Origin of the sequence: Janthinobacterium sp. BJB446 (assembly GCF_002735655.1) — a bacterium.
In the GTDB taxonomy this organism is placed as follows: Bacteria; Pseudomonadota; Gammaproteobacteria; order Burkholderiales; family Burkholderiaceae_D; genus Janthinobacterium; species Janthinobacterium lividum.
Genome location: NZ_PDZK01000006.1, coordinates 128,913 through 146,164, shown reverse-complemented (window position 1 = coordinate 146,164; position 17,252 = coordinate 128,913). Strand labels below are relative to the sequence as shown.

The following is a 17,252-nucleotide window of genomic DNA, read 5'->3' as shown; positions in this document are numbered from 1 at the left end:
GCGTGGCAAATGCTGCAAAGCGGCACTGGAATCAATGAAATGGCGGCGATTGGATGCGATAATACCGCTTCTCCAAGCTATTGATTGCCTTCCATGCCACAATTTGCTCCGCTCCAGAATGATACTTTCCTGCGCGCCTTGCTGCGCCAGCCGACCGAGCATACCCCTGTCTGGCTGATGCGCCAGGCGGGCCGCTACTTGCCCGAATACCGCGCCACGCGCGAGCGGGCTGGCTCCTTCCTGGGCCTGGCAAAGAATCCCGATTACGCGACGGAAGTCACCTTGCAGCCCCTGGAGCGTTTCCCGCTCGACGCGGCGATTTTGTTTTCCGACATCCTGACGGTGCCCGACGCGATGGGCCTGGGCCTGTATTTCGCCGATGGCGAAGGCCCGAAGTTCGAGCGCCCGCTGCGCACGGAACAGGACGTGAAGGCCTTGCAAGTGCCGGACCTGGCATCGCTCGACTACGTCTTCAAGGCCGTCACGCAAATCCGCACGGAACTCAACGGCCGCGTGCCGCTGATCGGTTTTTCCGGCAGCCCGTGGACCCTGGCCTGCTACATGGTGGAAGGCGGCGGCTCGAAAGAGTTCCATACCATCAAGAAGATGCTGTACAACCGCCCGGACCTGATGCACCACATCCTGGCGATTAACGCCACCTCCGTGGCGCAGTACCTGAACGCGCAAATTGATGCCGGCGCGCAAGCCGTGATGATTTTCGATTCCTGGGGCGGTGCGCTGGCTGACGGCGCCTACCAGGAATTCTCGCTGGCCTACATGCAGCAAGTGGTGGCGCAGCTGAAACGCGACAAGGATGGCGTCAAGATTCCCGCCATCGTGTTTACCAAGGGCGGTGGCCAATGGATCGAGCAGATCGCCGATATCGGCGCCGATGCCGTGGGCCTGGACTGGACCGTCAACCTGACGCGCGCGCGCCAGCTGGTCGGCCATAAAGTGGGTTTGCAGGGCAATCTCGACCCGGCCATCCTGTTCGCCAGCCCCGAGCAGATCCGCGCCGAAGTGGCGAAAGTGCTCAACGCCTTTGGCGCGCCATCGGCCGGCACGGGCCATGTATTCAACCTGGGCCATGGCATTTCCCAGTTCACGCCACCGGAATCCGTTGAAGCGATGGTGGAAGCCGTGCACAGCATGAGCCGCGCCATGCGCAGCGGGCAGTAATTTCAGCGCCTCTCCTCGCGCAGGGACAGAAAAGGCAGGCTTTCCAGCGGAAGCCTGCCTTTTTCTTTGCTGCGCCCTAGCAAGAAATACCGACTTATGCACAATTTTTTTTGCTGCGGAAATAAGAGGCAGTCGAAAAGCCATGCCCGGGGATGCTTTGCAAGTGCTTGATTATTAAGAAATAAAAAATGCCTTGTTCGGCGGACTTTGTTGCTATTGATAAGGTTATTCTTTCGTTCGCAGGCCTTATTCCTTCATTGTCCACAAAGTTATCAACAGATTCTGTGGATAAAATTGAAAAGTAATTTGTTAACCGATACTTAGCGTCGATGCTCAGGTTTCACGTGAAGTGTATGTTGCAGCGCATGATAATTGAACAATGTTTCGCCGCCCGGCTGGTAAAAACGAACGCTTGCCCGGCAATTGTCAACTTTGCCGCAAGCCGCCCCCGTTTTTCCCAAACGGGTGCCTCAAAGTGGTGCTGATTTCTGTATAAATAAATTACAAATGGTTCAGTTATGCACAGCGGCGGAAATGTCCTGTGGATTTGTAGCCTCCCGGGCATCAATTTTTAAGCCATTGATTTTAAATGGTTAATTTTTCTTGCGTGCCGCTCTTGACGGCGATCGAAATTTTCTGTCCACATTTTTCTGAAAGTTAATTTTGCTTTGTCCACAAAGTTATCCACAGAATTTTCTTCAGGCATGATGACATGCTGTCCTGTCCGCCGTTAGGCGTTTGATAGGTGAAACAAGTATCATGGCCCGCTGGCTTGATGCCGGACATCCCGCGCGCCATTTCCCCTGCGGCGCGCTTTTTTATTGAGATAGGCCCTACTTCCATGTCGCAGTGCATTTTGACGTCGTGCATCCTGAAAATCGCGCTCGACACGCCCTTGAACGCCCTGTTCGACTACCGCTGGAACGCGGCGGTGGATGCCGGTGCGGACGCTGTCGTGGTACTGCCGCAAGTGGGGCAGCTGGCGCTGGTGCCGTTCGGCCGGCGCGAAGTGATGGGGCTGATTGTCGGCGTGTCCGACAGCACCGACGTGCCCGCCGCGAAACTGAAGGACGTGCTGGCCGTGCGCCACCAGCTGGCGCCCCTGTCGGAACAGTGGCTGGCGCTGGCCGCCTTTGCCGCCGATTACTACCAGCGTCCGCTCGGTGAAGTGGCGCTGCCGGGTTTACCGAAAAATCTGCGCGTGCTGACCACCGTGGCGCTCGACCGCGCCATCAAGAAGCTGGGCAAGCTGGCCGACGCGCATGACGGCACGCCGTCGAACATGCCGGCGCTCAACCCGGCACAGCAGGAAGCGGCGGACGCCATCGGCGGCGCCCAGGGTTTCAAGCCAACCCTGCTGTACGGCGTGACGGGCAGCGGCAAGACGGAAGTGTATCTGCAAGCCTGTGCCCAGGTGCTGGCGCGCGAGGACGATGCGCAAATCCTGATTTTGGTGCCGGAAATTAACCTCACGCCCCAGCTGGAAGGCAATATCCGCGCGCGCTTTCCCGGCGTCATGCTGGCGACCCTGCACAGCAGCCTGTCCGAAGGCGAGCGCATGCTGCACTGGCTGGCCGCGCACCAGGGCCAGGCGCGCATCGTGCTCGGCACGCGATTGGCCATCCTGGCGTCCTTGCCGAAACTCAAACTGATCGTCATCGACGAGGAACACGACCCGTCCTACAAGCAACAGGAAGGCTTGCGCTATTCGGCGCGCGACCTGGCCGTGTGGCGCGCCTGGCAATTACAGATCCCCATCGTGCTCGGTTCGGCCACGCCGTCGCTGGAAAGCTGGCACCATGCACAGACGGGGCGCTACCGCAAGCTGGAATTGCGCGAACGGGCCGTCAAGAATGCGGTGTTGCCGCGCGTCAAGATTTTGGACATGGAGCGCGACAAGCCGAAAGACGGCCTGACTTCGCATCTGGTAGCCGCCTTGAAACTGCGCATGGAGCGCGGAGAGCAGTCGCTGCTGTTCTTGAACCGGCGCGGCTATTCGCCCGTGATCTGCTGCGAATCGTGCGGCTGGATCAGCAATTGCACGCGCTGCACCTCGTTCATGGTGCTGCACAAGCCCGAGCACCGCTTGCGCTGCCACCATTGCAGCCTGGAATTGCGCATTCCCCGCCATTGCCCCACCTGCGGCAACGTCGACCTGCAGCCGCTGGGACGCGGCACGCAGCGGGTGGAAGAGGGCTTGCAGCAATTGTTTCCCGAGGCGCGGATCTTGCGCATCGACGCCGATTCCACGCGCAAGAAGGGCAGCGCGCAGGAAGCGTTCGACACCGTGCACCGGGGCGAAGTGGATATCTTGATCGGCACGCAGATGGTGGCCAAGGGCCACGATTTCAAAAAGCTGACCCTGGTCGGTATCTTGAATCCGGACACGGCCCTGTTTTCCCAGGATTACCGGGCCAGCGAACGGCTGTTCGCCCAGCTGATGCAGGTGGCGGGCCGGGCCGGGCGCGCCGCGCAGACGGAAGGGGGCAGCGTGTCCGAGGTGCTGATCCAGACGCGCTATGCGCGCCATCCCCTGTACGACGCCGTCGTCAACCACGATTACGACCACTTTGCCACCACCTTGCTGGAAGAGCGGACGCAGGCGGCGCTGCCGCCGTACCTGTTCCAGGCCCTGCTGCGCGCGGAAGCACCCGAGCTGGCCACGGCCATCGAGTTCCTGCAGGCAGCCAAGGAATGCATGGAACACCCGCAGGTGACCATCAACGATCCGATTCCCATGAGCATGACGCGCGTCTACAACGTGGACCGCGCCCAGCTGCTGCTCGAGTCCGCCTCGCGTCCCGCCCTGCAGGCGTTTTTAAAGGAATGGCTGATGGAGTTGCGCGCCATGAAGACGCGCGTGAAATGGTCGCTGGAAGTGGACCCGCTGGATATTTAAATCAAGTCACTGAATTAGTTCAGATAGTCGCGCGCGGACTTGACGATCTGCTCGGACAGCAGCTTGGTAAACGGCGTGTCCAGGGTCCACGCATGCCAGCTCAGCGGTACGTCCAGGGTGCTGCCCGGCATCAGATCCACGAGACGGTCCGTCGCCAGCGCCTGTGCGGCCAGGCGCTGCGGCATCAAGCCGTAGGCCAGGCCATCCTGGACGCAGCCGCGGCGCGCCGCTTCCACCGGCAAGGTGTGGTGCGGAAACGGTTCACGCATGCTCAATTGTTCCGCGAGGAAACGCGCCAGCAAGCCGTGCTGGCCCACGACGGCCGGCGCCAGTTGCACCGCTTCGGCAATAAAACCGTCGCCGAACCAGTGCCCGGCAAACACGGGCGTGGCCACGCAGACATAGCGCAAGGTGCCCAGCGGCGTGACGCTGGTGGCGGCCGCCGCGTCGATCGCTGTGCCGGACTCGGCCGCCACGCAGCCGAACACGGAGCCGTCGCGCACCATCTGCAAGGCGCTGTCGCTGTTGGCCAGGCGCACGTCGAGCTGGCAGCGCGGTGGCGCCAGCAGGGCTGATAACGTGTCGGGGAACCATGTGGCCAGGCTGTCGGCATCGATGGCGATGGCGATTTCCGGCATGCTGACGCTGTTGCCCAGGTCGATGTCGAGCGAGGCTTCCATCAGCTTGACGTTGCGGTGATGCACGATCAGGCGCTGGCCCAGGCCCGTCGGCACGGCTGGCTGGCCACGGATGATCAAGAGGCGCCCGCTGGCGTCTTCCAGCGCCTTGATGCGCTGCGAGACGGCCGACTGGGTGATGCCCAACGCCAGGGCGGCCTTGTCGAAACTGCCATGGCTGGCAACGGCGTCCAGCACGGCCAGCGCGCGATAATCGAGTGATCCCATTAGCTCAGCTTATAAATTTTGAAAATGATTAGTTATACTAATGCATATATTGCTGCAAAGTAAAACCTTATTTTTGGCAAACGGGTAGTATCAAACGCTGTGAGCAACCTCAGTGGATGGATAACACCATGAAGACGATACGAGTGGATGTGGCCGTGATCGGCAGCGGTACGGCCGGCATGACGGCGCACAAGGCGGCGCGCATGCAGGGCAAGCGCGTGCTGATGATCGAAAGCGGACCGTACGGCACGACTTGCGCGAGGGTGGGCTGCATGCCCAGCAAACTCTTGATCGCGGCGGCCGAGGCGGCCCATGCCGTGGCTGCCGCGCCGGCTTTTGGCGTGCACCCGGGCCCCGTGCGCATCGATGGCCGGCAAGTGATGGCCAGGGTGCGCAGCGAGCGCGACCGTTTTGTCGGCTTCGTGCTCGACGGCGTCAACGCCATCCCTGACGAAGAAAAACTGCGTGGCCATGCACGTTTTATTTCCCCCGGCACATTGCAGGTGGATGAGCATACGCTTGTCGAGGCCACCAGCGTGGTGATCGCCACCGGATCCACGCCCATCGTGCCGCCCGAGTGGCAGGCGGCGGGAGACAGGGTCATCACCAGCGACGCCGTGTTCGAGTGGACGGACTTGCCCGCTTCCGTGGCCGTGGTCGGCAGCGGCGTGATCGGGCTGGAACTGGGCCAGGCGCTGGCGCGGCTGGGCGTGCGCGTGACCTTGTTTGCGCGCGGCAATAAAGTCGCGCAGCTGACGGACCCGCTGGTGCTGTGGGAGGCGGATGCCGTGCTGGCGCGCGAACTCGATATCCGATTCATGACCAAGGTCGCGCACATGGCAAAAGCGCCGGACGGCAGCGGCATCCTGCTCACCAGCAGCGATGCCGCCGGCGTGGAAAAAACCGAGCAGTTCGAGTATGTGCTGGCCGCCATCGGCCGGGCGCCGAACGTGGACAAGATCGGCCTGGAAACGGCGCAAATCGAACTCGACCGCCACGGCATTCCCCTGCATGACCCGCATACCATGCAGTGTGGCAAGAGCGCCATCTTCATTGCCGGGGATGCCGACAATGCACTGCCGCTGCTGCCCGAAGCGGCCGACGAGGGCCGCATCGCGGGCGACAACGCGGCGCGCTTTCCTGACGTCAAACCAGGCTTGCGCCGCACGCCGTTGACGATTGCCTTCACGGAGCCGCAGATCGCCACCCTGGGCGCGACGTACCAGCAATTGTGCGTGAGCCATGCAGGCCGCTTCGCCGTCGGTGCCGTTTCATTCGGCAACCAGGGCCGCAGCCGCGTGATGCTGCAAAACCAGGGCTTGCTGCGCGTGTATGCGGAATTTGGCAGCAAGCGCTTTCTTGGCGCCGAGCTGATCGGCCCAAGGGCGGAACACCTGGGCCATCTGCTGGCCTGGGCATGTCAGGCGCAGCTGACGGTGCCAGCCATGCTCGACATGCCGTTTTACCACCCCGTCATCGAGGAAGGCGTGCGCACGGCCTTGCGCGAACTGGCGCTGCACCTGGAAAAAGACCCGGAACACGCGCCCGGCTGCGCCGATTGCACACCTGGGCCCTGAATGCAACTTTATGATTTATATAATTTTGTAGACAGGCTCACATGATTGCGCGATCATCGCTGCCACATTGAAATATTGATTAAAAGCAAAAAACATTTCAATTGGCACATGCCGCCCATGCCGCAATGGTAAAAAGGGTAGCGGCTGGCGATGACACGGAGACGATGTGAAAATTCGGCGCATTTACGCGGGGGAACTCGCCCTGGGCGTGGCCCTGCCCTGGGACGTGCACGGCGAGACGGGCAGCCTGCTGGCCAGGCTGGGCCATGTCATCAGCAGCGAGAACCAGATCGCATTGCTGCTGGCGCATGGCGTCATCGCCGATACCAGTGCGGACGTGCCGCGCACGGCCACGGAAGCGCCGTCGGCCCTGCGCATGCTGAACCTTGTCACGGCAGGGCTGGCCCTCGTCCTGCCGGCCATTGCCGCCGGGCAGGCGGGCAGCCACCTATCCCTCGCGCCGCTGGCGCAGCTGGTGGAAGAGGCTGTTGCGCTGGATGCGGACGTGGCGCTGGCTTGCATCCTGCACAACCAGGGCGCGGGCGACTTTGCCGTGCGCCACAGCGTCGACACGGCCGTCATCACGGCCCTGCTGGCGCGCGCCCTGAAACTCGATGATGGCGTGATCCGCAGCGTGGTGCTGGCCGCGCTGAGCATGAATGTGGGCATGCTGGAACGCCATGCGGATTTCCAGCACAAGGCGGGGCCGCTGGACGCGCAGGAGCGGGTCTATTTGCGTGCTCATCCGCAAGCCGGTGTCGACCTGCTGCGCGCGGCGGGCGTCACGGACGCCGTCTGGCTGCAGGCCGTGCTGCAGCACCATGAAAATATCGATGGCAGCGGCTATCCGCTGGGCACGCAAGGCGAGGCGATCGGCATCGGCGCGCGCCTGATCATGCTGGCCGACCGCTATTGCGCGCGCGTTTCGAAGCGCAGCTACCGCCAGCCCTTGCTGCCGAACGTGGCCCTGCGCGAAATGCTGATGGCCGACAAGGCCACGCTGGATGCGCCGCTGGCGTCCCTGCTGGTGCGCGAGCTGGGCATCTACCCGGTCGGCACCTTCGTCAAACTGCTCAATGGGGAAATCGGCGTCGTCACGCGCAAGGGCTTGAATGCCGCCACGCCGCACGTGCAGTCACTGATCGGCCCCCGCGGCGCGCGCCTGGACGTGCCGCTGCGGCGCGATACGCGCGTGGACTTGCACGCGATCCGCGAAGTGCTCAGTGCGGAGCAGGCGGGTTTGCAGTTTCGCCCTGATCAGCTGTGGGGCCGCAGCGCGCGAATGTAGCCCAGGCGCTTAGTTCAGCAAGCCCGCATCCAGCCGTCCTTCGACTGCCAGTTCGCGCATGATGCGCACGGTGTCGATGTCGGACTCCTTGTAGGCGGAACGGCGGAAGTCGTCGTACAGGGCGTTGGCCGCATCGGTGGCCGCGTCGTGGCCGTCGTCGTACTGGAAGCGTACCCACATGCTCGCTTCGTCGGGCATTTCGATGGTCATCACCAGCGAGGACGCGCTGATATCCTTTTGCGCCGGCACTTCGTAGCGCACCTGCAGTTGCGGCACCAGCACCACCCTGTCGTTGATGACCAGCTCGCCATAGCGCAGGCTGCGCGCGAAGCCGGTATCGCTGCGCTCGCTGATCTGGCATTCATCGAGGTGCGGCACGAACAGCTTGGGCGACTCGGCGCGCAAGACCAGGCCGCGCCAGACTTGCTCCAGGGTCAAGGTGTCGATCAGCGGGTTCAAAGGATCGTTGATTTCAATCAGGTGTTCAAATTTCATGGGACTGCCATTCGGTAAGTGGGCGCACACGGGCGATATAGGCGGAATGGTACTCCAGGCGTGGCCGTGCCGCACGCATTGCATGGGTCAAGATGGCGTCAGATGGCGATATATCAATGCCATTGCCTGTTTTTCAGGCATGACCCGCCATGCAAATAGCCTGCGCGACGCTGTTACAATGGGCTGCTGTTCCCTGCGGAAATACCCTGATGTCCAAAGCACCACAGTTCGGTCTGAATGCGCCCCAAAGCGAAGCGGTTACCTATCTCGACGGCCCTTGCCTGGTGCTGGCGGGCGCCGGCTCGGGCAAGACGCGCGTGATCACGCAAAAGATCGCCCATCTGATCGAAGACCGGGGCTATGACCCGCGCACCATCGCCGCCTTGACCTTCACCAACAAGGCGGCGCTGGAAATGCAGGAGCGCATCGCCAAGCTGTTGAAACAGCCGCGCCAGGCCAAGCAGTTGACGGTGTCGACCTTCCACTCGCTGGGCGTGAAAATCCTGCGCCAGGAAGCCAATGGCGTGGGGCTGAAGGACCGCTTTTCCATCATGGACAGCGACGACTGTTTTTCGCTGGTGCAAGACCTCGCCATTACCACCGATAAACAGGTCATTCGCGGGATCCAGAACGCCATGTCCTTGTGGAAAAATGGCTTGATCGACCCGGACATGGCGCTGGCACAAGCCAAGGACGAGGACGAGGCGAACGCGGCGCGCATCTACCGCAGCTATGTGGCCACCTTGTCTGCCTACCAGGCCGTCGATTTCGACGACCTGATCCGCTTGCCGGTGGAACTGTTCCGCAACAACGGTCCCGTGCGCGACAAGTGGCAGCGCCGCCTGCGCTATCTGCTCGTCGATGAATACCAGGATACGAACACGTGCCAGTACGAACTGGTGAAACTGATGGTGACGGGCATCGGCAAGAAGCCGATGTTTACGGCCGTGGGCGACGACGACCAGGCGATCTATGCGTGGCGCGGCGCCACCGTGGAAAACCTGAAGACCCTGGAGACGGATTTCCCCGATTTGCGCGTGATCAAGCTGGAGCAGAATTACCGCTCCACCATGCGCGTGCTCAATGCAGCCAATGCCGTCATCGGCAACAATCCTAAACTGTTTGAAAAGTCGCTGTGGTCCGAACATGGCCTGGGCGAGCCGATCAAGGTGCTGGGCATGCAGACGGACGAGCAGGAGGCGGAGCAGGTCGCCATCATGATCTCGGCCGACCATTTTGAACGCAAGAACAAATTTTCCGATTACGCCATTTTGTACCGAGGCAATCACCAGGCGCGCATCATCGAGCAGTGTTTGCGCAAGGAACGCATTCCGTACACGATTTCGGGCGGCCAGAGTTTCTTTGACAAGGCCGAGATCAAGGACATCATTAGCTATTTGCGCTTGCTGGCCAACGAGGATGACGATCCGGCTTTCATCCGCGCCGTGACGACGCCGCGCCGTGGCGTGGGGCAGTCGACCCTGGAGGTGCTGGGCGCGTTCTCGGGGCAGTGGCAGTGCTCGCTGTTCCAGGCCGTGTTCAAGGGCGGCATCGAGGCCAAGCTGACGGACCGCCAGTTGGGGCCGCTGCGCGACTTCTGCAACTTCATCAATGACCTGGAATCGCGCGCCAGCCGTCCGGGTGCGGCCGGCAGCGGCGACAACGCGGCCGAAGTGCTGGATGACATGATGAAGGAAATCCACTACGAATCGTATCTGTACGATGCCTTCGAGGAACGCCAAGCGCAAAGCAAGTGGCAGAACGTGCTGGAATTCGTCAACTGGCTCAAGGAACGGGGCCGGGGCGGCAAGGACCGCGATGGCGAAGAAAAGAACGTGCTGGAATTGACGCAGATGGTGGCCTTGATGACCATGCTCGAGGGCAAGGACGAGGAGCAGGACGCCGTGCGCATGTCGACCCTGCACGCGTCGAAAGGTCTCGAGTTTCCGCACGTGTTTCTGGTCGGCGTGGAAGAGGGCATCTTGCCGCACAAGGGCGATCCTGACGCGCCGGCCGAAACCATCGCCGCGCGCATCCAGGAAGAGCGGCGTTTGATGTATGTGGGCATTACGCGGGCCCAGCGCACCTTGCACATTACGTGGTGCAAGAAGCGCAAGCGGGCTGGCGAGCAAGTCCATTGCGACCCGTCGCGCTTCATCAAGGAAATGGAACTCGACGTGGGCGACGCCGTGCCGACGGAAGCGGAAGTGATTTCGCCCAAGGAGCGTTTGGCGCGCATGAAGGCGCTGTTGGCCGCGCCGAAAGGGTAAGCGGCGCTCAGGCTTCCACGGCGCCGTCCGGCGCGGTTTTTGGCACGATGGCCAGCTGCATACCCAGCGCATCGAGCATCTTTAAAATGGTTTCGAAGCGCGGCTTGCTGCCTTCGCGCAAGGCTTTATAGGCGCCTTCGCGCGTGATGTCGGCCCTGGCCGCCACCTTGCCCATGCCGTAGGCACGCACCACGTCGTTCATGGCGGACTGGAACAGTTCGGCATTGCCGGTGGCGACGATTTCGCTCATGTAGGCGGCCACAGCGGCCTTGCTGGTCAGGTGTTGTGTCGGGTCAAATTTGCTCAGTCCCAATGCTTCCAGGTCGTCGAGGTCGAAGGTGTCGTGGTCGATGTCGTGGTTCATTTCTTTCGTGCTCCTGTGGAGGGGCTTGCCGCCGCTTTTTTGAGGGCCGCCTGCCGGGCTTTCAGCTCCCGGAGGATCGCTTGCGCCTGCTTGATGTCGCGCTGCTGGCTGGATTTGTTGCCGCCCAACAGCAGCAAGATCAGGGTGCCCCCGTTCGTTTCATGAAAATACACGCGCCAGCCCGGTCCCGTCTGTAAAAAGCGCAGCTCGCACACGCCTTCACCCACTGGCCGCCAGTCGCCACCGTGCTGCAAGTGCTTGATGCGCGCGTCGATGGCGGCGGCCGCAACATCGTGCAGCGAGTCTTCCCAGCGCCGGTATTCGGCCGTCTTGCGCGTGTCGATCAGCGGTGGTTCGGGTGGCGTGGATGCAGTCATTGTAATCGTTTGTTCTCATTCGTCAAGCGATTTGAGAGGGCCAAACGAAAGAATAGGCAGCAATGGCCGTCTGACCGATGGCGAATGGACGAGGTTTGTCCTGGCTCACGCTACTGCGGCGGTAGAATGCCGCTTTCAGTCAGAAATGAGCAGAAGCAACATGGACAATGCAGAACAGATGGAAGTACGTTTCGTCGATATTGAAATCAAGCTGGCGCAGCAGGAAGACCTGGTCGAGTCGCTGAACCAGATGGTGTACCAGCAGGGCAAGCGCATCGACCAGCTTGAGGCGATGCTGCACAAGCTGGGCGAACATGTGCGCGATGGGGCGCAGCAGGCAAATGGCGGGCTGGTCAACGAACGTCCGCCGCATTACTAAATCGGCATCGTGGAGCGGGACGCATGAAAACCATTCATTACCCGCCCACCCGTTAAGGTCAGTCGTTGCGGGTGACGCAAGTGTGTCAGGCTGTTATTATTTCAAGCTGGCCCGCGACACAATCGCGGCTCTCTTGCGTTCCTAGAAAGTAGACATGACCCGTCCAACAATGCTCGTCATCGCCGCCAGCCTGATGCTGGCGCCAGCCGCTGCCGCTTTTGCCGCCACCGCCACCACAGCACCTGCCACTGCCGCTACCGCGGCGGCAACGCTGCCCGCTTCGAACCCGTTTGCGCAGGCCAGCAGCCTGCCATTCAACTATCCGCCGTTCGACAAGGTGCAGGACGCCGACTATGCGCCCGCCTTTACGGCAGGCATGGCCGCCAACCTGGCGGAAATCAACGCGATTGCGAATAACAAGAAGCCAGCTACCTTCGACAACACCATCGTGGCCATGGAACGCTCGGGCCAGTTGCTGAGCCGCGTGCGCACCGTGTTTTCCGTGATGTCCGGTTCGAATACGAATGAGACGATCCAGGGCCTGGAACGCGAACTGGCGCCGAAAATGGCGGCCCATAGCGACGCGATCATGCTCAACGACAAATTGTTCAAGCGCATCGACACCCTGTACGCCAAGCGCGACAAGCTGGGCCTGGATGCGGAATCGAAACGCCTGCTGGAACGCTACCACACCGATTTTGTACGCGCCGGCGCCAAGCTGTCGGTGGCCGACAAGGAAAAGCTGCGCGCCTATAACGGCCAGCTGGCTGCCCTGTCGACCAAGTTCGCGCAGAACGTGCTGAAGGAATTGAACGCCTCGGCCGTCGTCGTCGATACGCGCGAAGAGCTGGACGGCCTGTCGCCGGCCGCCATCGAGGTGGCTGCCGGCCTGGCCAAGAAGCGCGGCCTGGATGGCAAGTATGTGATCGCTCTCGTCAATACGACGGGCCAGGCGCCGCTGTCGCTGCTGACCAACCGCGCCCTGCGCGAACGCATCATGGCCGCTTCGCAAGCGCGCGGCAGCCGTGGCGGTGAATTCGACAATACCCAGGAAGTGCTGGAACTCGCAAAACTGCGCGCCGAACGTGCCGCGCTGATGGGCTACCCGAACTACGCGGCGTATTCGCTGGAAGACCAGACGGCGCACGACACGACCGCCGTGAACGCTTTGCTGGGCGAACTGGCGAAGCCGGCCGTCGTCAACGCGCGCCGTGAAGCGGACGATATCCAGAAGGTCATCGATGCAGGCAAAGGCGGCTTCAAGGTGGGCGCTGCCGACTGGGCCTTCTATAGCGACAAGGTGCGCGCCGAACGCTATAACTTCGACGAGACTCAGTTGAAACCGTACTTTGAAATGCACAGCGTGCTGACCAAGGGCGTGTTCTTTGCTGCTGGCAAATTGTATGGCTTGACCTTCAAGCAGCGCACCGACTTGCCTGTCTACACGTCCGACATGCTGGTGTACGACGTCTTCAATGAAGACGGCACGCAGCTGGCCATCTTTACGCTCGACCCTTACGCGCGCAGCAACAAGCGCGGCGGCGCTTGGGCGAATGCCTACGTGGGCCAGTCGGCCTTGCTGAACCGCAAGCCGGTGATTGCGAATAACCTCAACATTCCGAAGCCGGAAGCGGGTCAGCCGACCCTGATGACGTTTGACGAAGTCAACACCATGTTCCACGAATTCGGCCATGCGCTGCACGGCATGTTCTCGAACGTGAAATACCCGCGCTTTGCCGGCACCAGCGTGCCGCGCGACTTCGTCGAATACCCGTCGCAAGTCAATGAAATGTGGGCGCTGTGGCCGGAAGTGCTGCAAAACTATGCCAAGCACTATCAGACGGGCGCGGCTATCCCGGCCGAACTGCTGGCGAAAGTGACGGCAGCCGACAATTTCAACCAGGGCTATAAAACCACGGAATACCTGGCATCGGCCCTGCTGGACCAGCGCTGGCACCAGCTGACCCCGGCACAGATCCCGACCGACGTGCTGGCGTTTGAAAAAGCCGCCTTGACGGATGCCGGCGTCGATTTCGCCCCGGCGCCGCCGCGCTACCGCACCACGTATTTCTCGCATGCGTTCGCGGGCGGCTATTCGGCCGGCTACTACGCGTATCTGTGGTCGGAAAAGCTCGATGCCGACACGGTCGAGTGGTTCAAGGAAAACGGCGGCCTGACGCGCAAGAACGGCGACTGGTTCCGCAATAAACTGCTGTCGCGCGGCGGCAGCGCCGATGCGCTCGACATCTACCGCAACTTCCGCGGCCGCGATGCGAAGATCGAGCCGCTGCTGGAGCGCCGTGGCTTGAACGCCAAGTAATACCCGTTCACCGGCCCGGCCGGTACTGAACATCGATGGCCGCCCCGTAACGGGCGGCCATTTTTATTTGGAGTTTTTGATTGTAAACCGTGGTAAACCGCGCATTTTGCGTGATGCACCACAGGATCGCCCATGTTGGATGACGCCTGTGTGACAGGCTGCTATGATCTGCCACTGGCCCGCGACGCGATCGCGGTTCTTCCCCGCGCTTCCTGAAAGATGTCATGATCCGTCCACAACTGCTCGTCATCGCCGCCAGCGTCATGCTGGCCCACGCCGCTCCGTCCGCCATGGCTGCCGCCACCGCAAAATCCGCGCCCGCCGCCGCCGTCAGCGCCCAGAACCCCCTGCTCAAAGCGAGCCCGCTGCCATTCCAGATGCCGCAGTTCGGCCTGATCAAGGACGCGCACTATGCGCCGGCGTTTGCCGAAGGCATGAAACGCCAGCTGGCCGAAGTCAACGCGATTGCCAGCAACCGCCAGGCGCCCACGTTCGAGAACACCATCGTGGCCCTCGAGCGCACGGGGCAGTTGCTGCACCGCGTGCAAAGCATCTTCAGCAATATGACCTCGACCAACACGAACAGCGTGCTGGAAGCGGTGGAAGTGGACGTGTCGCCGAAGCTGGCCGCGCACGCCGATGCGATTACCCTGAATCCGAAACTGTTTACCCGCATCGACACCCTGTACGCCAAGCGCGACAAGCTGGGCCTCGATGCCGAATCCCTGCGCTTGCTGGAACGCTACCACACGGATTTCGTGCGCGCCGGCGCCAAGCTGTCCGATGCGGACAAGGAAAAATTGAAAGCCTACAACGCCGAGCAGGCGGGCCTGGAAACTGCCTTCGCGCAAAACGTGCTGAAGGAAACGAATGCCAAGAGCATCGTCGTCGACACGCGCGCCGAACTGGCCGGCATGACGGACAGCGATATCGATATGGCCGCCTCGGCAGCCAAGGAGCGCGGCTTGACGGGCAAGTTCGTCATCGCCCTCGTCAACACCAGCGGCCAGCCGCCGCTGGCTGTATTGACGGATCGCAAGACGCGCCAGCGCCTGATGGATGCGTCGCTGAACCGCGGCAGCCAGGGCGGCGAGTTCGACAACCGCGCCATCGTGCTGAAGCTGGCCAAATTGCGCGCCGAACGGGCCACCTTGCTCGGTTATGCCAATTACGCCGCCTACTCGCTGGAAGACCAGACGGCCAAGACGACCACGGCCGTCAACACCCTGCTGTCGGAATTGGCGAAACCGGCCGTTGCCAACGCGCGCCGCGAAGCGGCCGACCTGCAGCAAGTGGTCGATGCCGAGAAGGGCGGCTTCCAGGTGGCGGCCGCCGACTGGGCCATCTACACGGACAAGCTGCGCAAGCAGCGTTTCAATTTCGATGAAAACGAGCTGAAACCGTACCTGGAATTGAACAGCGTGCTGAACAATGGCGTCTTCTTTGCCGCCAATAAACTCTACGGCATCAGCTTCAAGCAGCGCACTGATCTACCGGTGTACAACCCGGACGTGCGCGTCTACGACGTGCTCGACGCCAACGGCAAGCCGCTGGCCCTGTTCATCGCCGACTTCTATGCGCGCGGCAACAAGCATGGCGGCGCGTGGATGAATGAATACGTGTCGCAATCGTCGTTGATGGGCACGCATCCGGTGGTGGCCAACCAATTGAACATTCCGAAGCCGCCCGCCGGCCAGCCGACCTTGCTGACGTTCGATGAAGTGACGACCATGTTCCACGAATTCGGCCATGCGCTGCACGGCATGTTTTCGAACGTGAAATATCCGCGCTTTGCCGGCACCAGCGTGCCGAGCGACTTCGTCGAGTATCCATCGCAAGTCAATGAAATGTGGGCCGTCTGGCCGGAAGTGCTGCAAAACTATGCCAAGCACTACCAGAGCGGCGCGGCGATGCCGCAGGAATTGCTCGACAAGGTCACGGCGGCGAAGAAATTCAACCAGGGTTTCATGACGACGGAATACCTGTCGGCGGCCCTGCTGGATCAGCGCTGGCACCAGCTGGCGCCGAGCCAGATCCCGACCGACGTGCTGGCTTTTGAAGCTGCCTCGCTGAAGGATGCAGGCGTCGATTACGCACCCGTGCCACCGCGCTACCGCACCAGCTATTTCTCGCACAGCTTCTCCGGCGGCTACTCGGCAGCGTATTACGCCTACCTGTGGTCGGAAAAGCTGGACGCGGAATCGGTTAACTGGTTCAAGGAAAACGGCGGCCTGACGCGCAAGAATGGCGACTGGTTCCGCAGCAAATTGCTGTCGCGCGGCGGCAGCGTCGATGCGCTGCAACTGTTCCGCGACTTCCGCGGCCGCGATGCCACCGTGGAACCATTGCTGGAACGCCGCGGCTTGAACGCGAAGTAAGGCGTCCCCATCTGAAGCTTGCGTTGCGTTGACATGGCGCACGCAAGCTTTCCGTGCCGGCGGCGTAGAATTGAGTAAGATGTAAATAAGAAGGCAGTCGAAAGAGTATATGAGTCAGCAAGATTTGAATGGCATTACCCTGGAAGGTATCGTGACGCGTCTGCAGGCCCATTACGGCTGGGATGGCTTGGCCAAGCACATCGATATCAATTGCTTCATCAGCGATCCCAGCATCAAGTCGAGCCTGAAGTTTTTGCGCAAGACCCCGTGGGCCAGGAGCAAGGTGGAACAGCTGTACCTGGACACGCAATTTACTGACTGACAGGAAAAAACATGGATAGCAAACTCAAGGAATCGCTGCAACAACTGCATTCGACACTGGAAACCAGCGGCCCCGTCGATGAAGAACTGCATGGTTTGCTGCAAAAACTCGATGTCGACATCAAGTTGCTGATGGAAAAGCGCGCCGCGCAGGAACAGGAAGAAGAATCGACCACCTATGGACTGGCCGAGCGCAGCCAGGAATTGTCGGCCAAGTTTGCCGTCAAGCATCCGAAACTGGAGCCGGCCTTACGCGAATTGGGTGAGATTTTAGCCAATATGGGCATTTAAGCAAGTTGTGGGAAATGTCGGGCCTTGTCCTGCCGGGACGGGCCTTCTTTCCCCAAGTGATTGAAAAATAAACGTTTTTTGTACTGAAATCCAACAGTAAAAAGCAGGCCGTCAGGTTGGAAATGGCCAATTCCGGTACAATCCGTACCCTATGAGCTCCCCTACCAATTTATTTGCGACCGTTCCCAAGCGGTCTGCCCGCGCTGCCG

The 17,252-nt window shown here is 61.2% G+C and carries 15 protein-coding genes; 10 read left to right on the top strand and 5 right to left on the bottom strand.

Annotated elements, in window-relative coordinates; translation table 11 throughout:
• The first annotated feature begins 93 nt into the window (after positions 1 to 93).
• Positions 94 to 1,179, top strand: coding sequence for a uroporphyrinogen decarboxylase (gene hemE, locus CSQ92_RS25985; protein ID WP_034780918.1), 1,086 nt, complete (start codon positions 94 to 96; stop codon positions 1,177 to 1,179).
• Positions 1,180 to 1,750: 571 nt separating this feature from the next.
• On the opposite strand, the gene CSQ92_RS29520 is transcribed toward hemE, so the two are convergent.
• The gene (locus CSQ92_RS29520) at positions 1,751 to 1,885 is read right to left on the bottom strand and encodes a hypothetical protein (RefSeq protein WP_256607843.1); all 135 of its coding nucleotides are present in this window, start codon (positions 1,883 to 1,885) and stop codon (positions 1,751 to 1,753) included.
• Positions 1,886 to 2,020: 135 nt separating this feature from the next.
• On the opposite strand from CSQ92_RS29520, the gene CSQ92_RS25980 reads away from it, so the two are divergent.
• Positions 2,021 to 4,078: a primosomal protein N' gene (locus CSQ92_RS25980; RefSeq protein ID WP_099395779.1), complete on the top strand. Its 2,058-nt coding sequence runs from the start codon at positions 2,021 to 2,023 to the stop codon at positions 4,076 to 4,078.
• A gap of 14 nt (positions 4,079 to 4,092) precedes the next feature.
• Here CSQ92_RS25980 and CSQ92_RS25975 read toward each other — a convergent pair whose 3' ends face one another.
• Positions 4,093 to 4,983, bottom strand: a complete 891-nt coding sequence (locus tag CSQ92_RS25975) for an ArgP/LysG family DNA-binding transcriptional regulator (protein WP_099395778.1) — start codon at positions 4,981 to 4,983, stop codon at positions 4,093 to 4,095.
• A 128-nt stretch (positions 4,984 to 5,111) separates the two neighbouring features.
• Here CSQ92_RS25975 and CSQ92_RS25970 point away from each other — a divergent pair, with 128 nt between their 5' ends.
• Together CSQ92_RS25970 and CSQ92_RS25965 are read left to right on the top strand one after the other, a co-directional pair.
• Positions 5,112 to 6,560, top strand: a complete 1,449-nt coding sequence (locus CSQ92_RS25970) for a dihydrolipoyl dehydrogenase (protein WP_099395811.1) — start codon at positions 5,112 to 5,114, stop codon at positions 6,558 to 6,560.
• 166 nt (positions 6,561 to 6,726) lie between these two features.
• A complete protein-coding gene (locus tag CSQ92_RS25965) occupies positions 6,727 to 7,848 on the top strand; it encodes an HD-GYP domain-containing protein (RefSeq protein ID WP_257219355.1) in 1,122 nt (373 codons plus the stop codon).
• A 9-nt stretch (positions 7,849 to 7,857) separates the two neighbouring features.
• On the opposite strand, the gene CSQ92_RS25960 is transcribed toward CSQ92_RS25965, so the two are convergent.
• Complete coding sequence (locus tag CSQ92_RS25960) at positions 7,858 to 8,343, bottom strand: SRPBCC family protein (RefSeq protein WP_034780908.1); 486 nt, start codon at positions 8,341 to 8,343, stop codon at positions 7,858 to 7,860.
• Positions 8,344 to 8,552: 209 nt separating this feature from the next.
• On the opposite strand from CSQ92_RS25960, the gene CSQ92_RS25955 reads away from it, so the two are divergent.
• Positions 8,553 to 10,613: a UvrD-helicase domain-containing protein gene (locus CSQ92_RS25955; RefSeq protein ID WP_051991465.1), complete on the top strand. Its 2,061-nt coding sequence runs from the start codon at positions 8,553 to 8,555 to the stop codon at positions 10,611 to 10,613.
• A gap of 7 nt (positions 10,614 to 10,620) precedes the next feature.
• On the opposite strand, the gene CSQ92_RS25950 is transcribed toward CSQ92_RS25955, so the two are convergent.
• Together CSQ92_RS25950 and CSQ92_RS25945 are read right to left on the bottom strand one after the other, a co-directional pair.
• Positions 10,621 to 10,977 carry an addiction module antidote protein gene (locus CSQ92_RS25950; RefSeq protein WP_099395777.1) on the bottom strand — a complete coding sequence of 119 codons (357 nt, stop codon included), beginning with the start codon at positions 10,975 to 10,977 and terminating at the stop codon, positions 10,621 to 10,623.
• Entirely contained in the window at positions 10,974 to 11,354 is a 381-nt protein-coding gene (locus CSQ92_RS25945; protein ID WP_218964092.1) for a type II toxin-antitoxin system RelE/ParE family toxin, read from the bottom strand. Before CSQ92_RS25945 ends, CSQ92_RS25950 begins: the two co-directional genes overlap by 4 nt.
• A 160-nt stretch (positions 11,355 to 11,514) precedes the next feature.
• Between CSQ92_RS25945 and CSQ92_RS25940 the strand changes: the two genes are divergently transcribed.
• The 5 genes from CSQ92_RS25940 to CSQ92_RS25920 all read left to right on the top strand — a co-directional run bounded on the left by CSQ92_RS25940 (position 11,515) and on the right by CSQ92_RS25920 (position 17,043).
• A complete protein-coding gene (locus CSQ92_RS25940) occupies positions 11,515 to 11,733 on the top strand; it encodes a SlyX family protein (protein ID WP_034753936.1) in 219 nt (72 codons plus the stop codon).
• Between the two features lie 154 nt (positions 11,734 to 11,887).
• Entirely contained in the window at positions 11,888 to 14,053 is a 2,166-nt protein-coding gene (locus tag CSQ92_RS25935; RefSeq protein WP_257219354.1) for a M3 family metallopeptidase, read from the top strand.
• A 224-nt stretch (positions 14,054 to 14,277) separates the two neighbouring features.
• Positions 14,278 to 16,431 (top strand): M3 family metallopeptidase, encoded by a 2,154-nt coding sequence (locus CSQ92_RS25930; protein WP_099395775.1) that lies wholly within the window; start codon positions 14,278 to 14,280, stop codon positions 16,429 to 16,431.
• A 109-nt stretch (positions 16,432 to 16,540) separates the two neighbouring features.
• Positions 16,541 to 16,753 carry a VF530 family DNA-binding protein gene (locus CSQ92_RS25925; protein ID WP_034780902.1) on the top strand — a complete coding sequence of 71 codons (213 nt, stop codon included), beginning with the start codon at positions 16,541 to 16,543 and terminating at the stop codon, positions 16,751 to 16,753.
• Between the two features lie 11 nt (positions 16,754 to 16,764).
• The gene (locus tag CSQ92_RS25920) at positions 16,765 to 17,043 is read left to right on the top strand and encodes a DUF4404 family protein (RefSeq protein ID WP_034753883.1); all 279 of its coding nucleotides are present in this window, start codon (positions 16,765 to 16,767) and stop codon (positions 17,041 to 17,043) included.
• Positions 17,044 to 17,252 lie beyond the last annotated feature (209 nt).

What these genes read in the sequence shown, in the direction of transcription:
- hemE (WP_034780918.1), top strand. Translation starts at nt 94, where the DNA reads ATGCCACAATTTGCTCCGCTCCAGAATGATACTTTCCTGCGCGCCTTG.
- CSQ92_RS29520 (WP_256607843.1), bottom strand. Translation starts at nt 1,885, where the DNA reads ATGCCTGAAGAAAATTCTGTGGATAACTTTGTGGACAAAGCAAAATTA.
- CSQ92_RS25980 (WP_099395779.1), top strand. Translation starts at nt 2,021, where the DNA reads ATGTCGCAGTGCATTTTGACGTCGTGCATCCTGAAAATCGCGCTCGAC.
- CSQ92_RS25975 (WP_099395778.1), bottom strand. Translation starts at nt 4,983, where the DNA reads ATGGGATCACTCGATTATCGCGCGCTGGCCGTGCTGGACGCCGTTGCC.
- CSQ92_RS25970 (WP_099395811.1), top strand. Translation starts at nt 5,112, where the DNA reads ATGAAGACGATACGAGTGGATGTGGCCGTGATCGGCAGCGGTACGGCC.
- CSQ92_RS25960 (WP_034780908.1), bottom strand. Translation starts at nt 8,343, where the DNA reads ATGAAATTTGAACACCTGATTGAAATCAACGATCCTTTGAACCCGCTG.
- CSQ92_RS25955 (WP_051991465.1), top strand. Translation starts at nt 8,553, where the DNA reads ATGTCCAAAGCACCACAGTTCGGTCTGAATGCGCCCCAAAGCGAAGCG.
- CSQ92_RS25950 (WP_099395777.1), bottom strand. Translation starts at nt 10,977, where the DNA reads ATGAACCACGACATCGACCACGACACCTTCGACCTCGACGACCTGGAA.
- CSQ92_RS25945 (WP_218964092.1), bottom strand. Translation starts at nt 11,354, where the DNA reads ATGACTGCATCCACGCCACCCGAACCACCGCTGATCGACACGCGCAAG.
- CSQ92_RS25940 (WP_034753936.1), top strand. Translation starts at nt 11,515, where the DNA reads ATGGACAATGCAGAACAGATGGAAGTACGTTTCGTCGATATTGAAATC.
- CSQ92_RS25935 (WP_257219354.1), top strand. Translation starts at nt 11,888, where the DNA reads ATGACCCGTCCAACAATGCTCGTCATCGCCGCCAGCCTGATGCTGGCG.
- CSQ92_RS25930 (WP_099395775.1), top strand. Translation starts at nt 14,278, where the DNA reads ATGATCCGTCCACAACTGCTCGTCATCGCCGCCAGCGTCATGCTGGCC.
- CSQ92_RS25925 (WP_034780902.1), top strand. Translation starts at nt 16,541, where the DNA reads ATGAGTCAGCAAGATTTGAATGGCATTACCCTGGAAGGTATCGTGACG.
- CSQ92_RS25920 (WP_034753883.1), top strand. Translation starts at nt 16,765, where the DNA reads ATGGATAGCAAACTCAAGGAATCGCTGCAACAACTGCATTCGACACTG.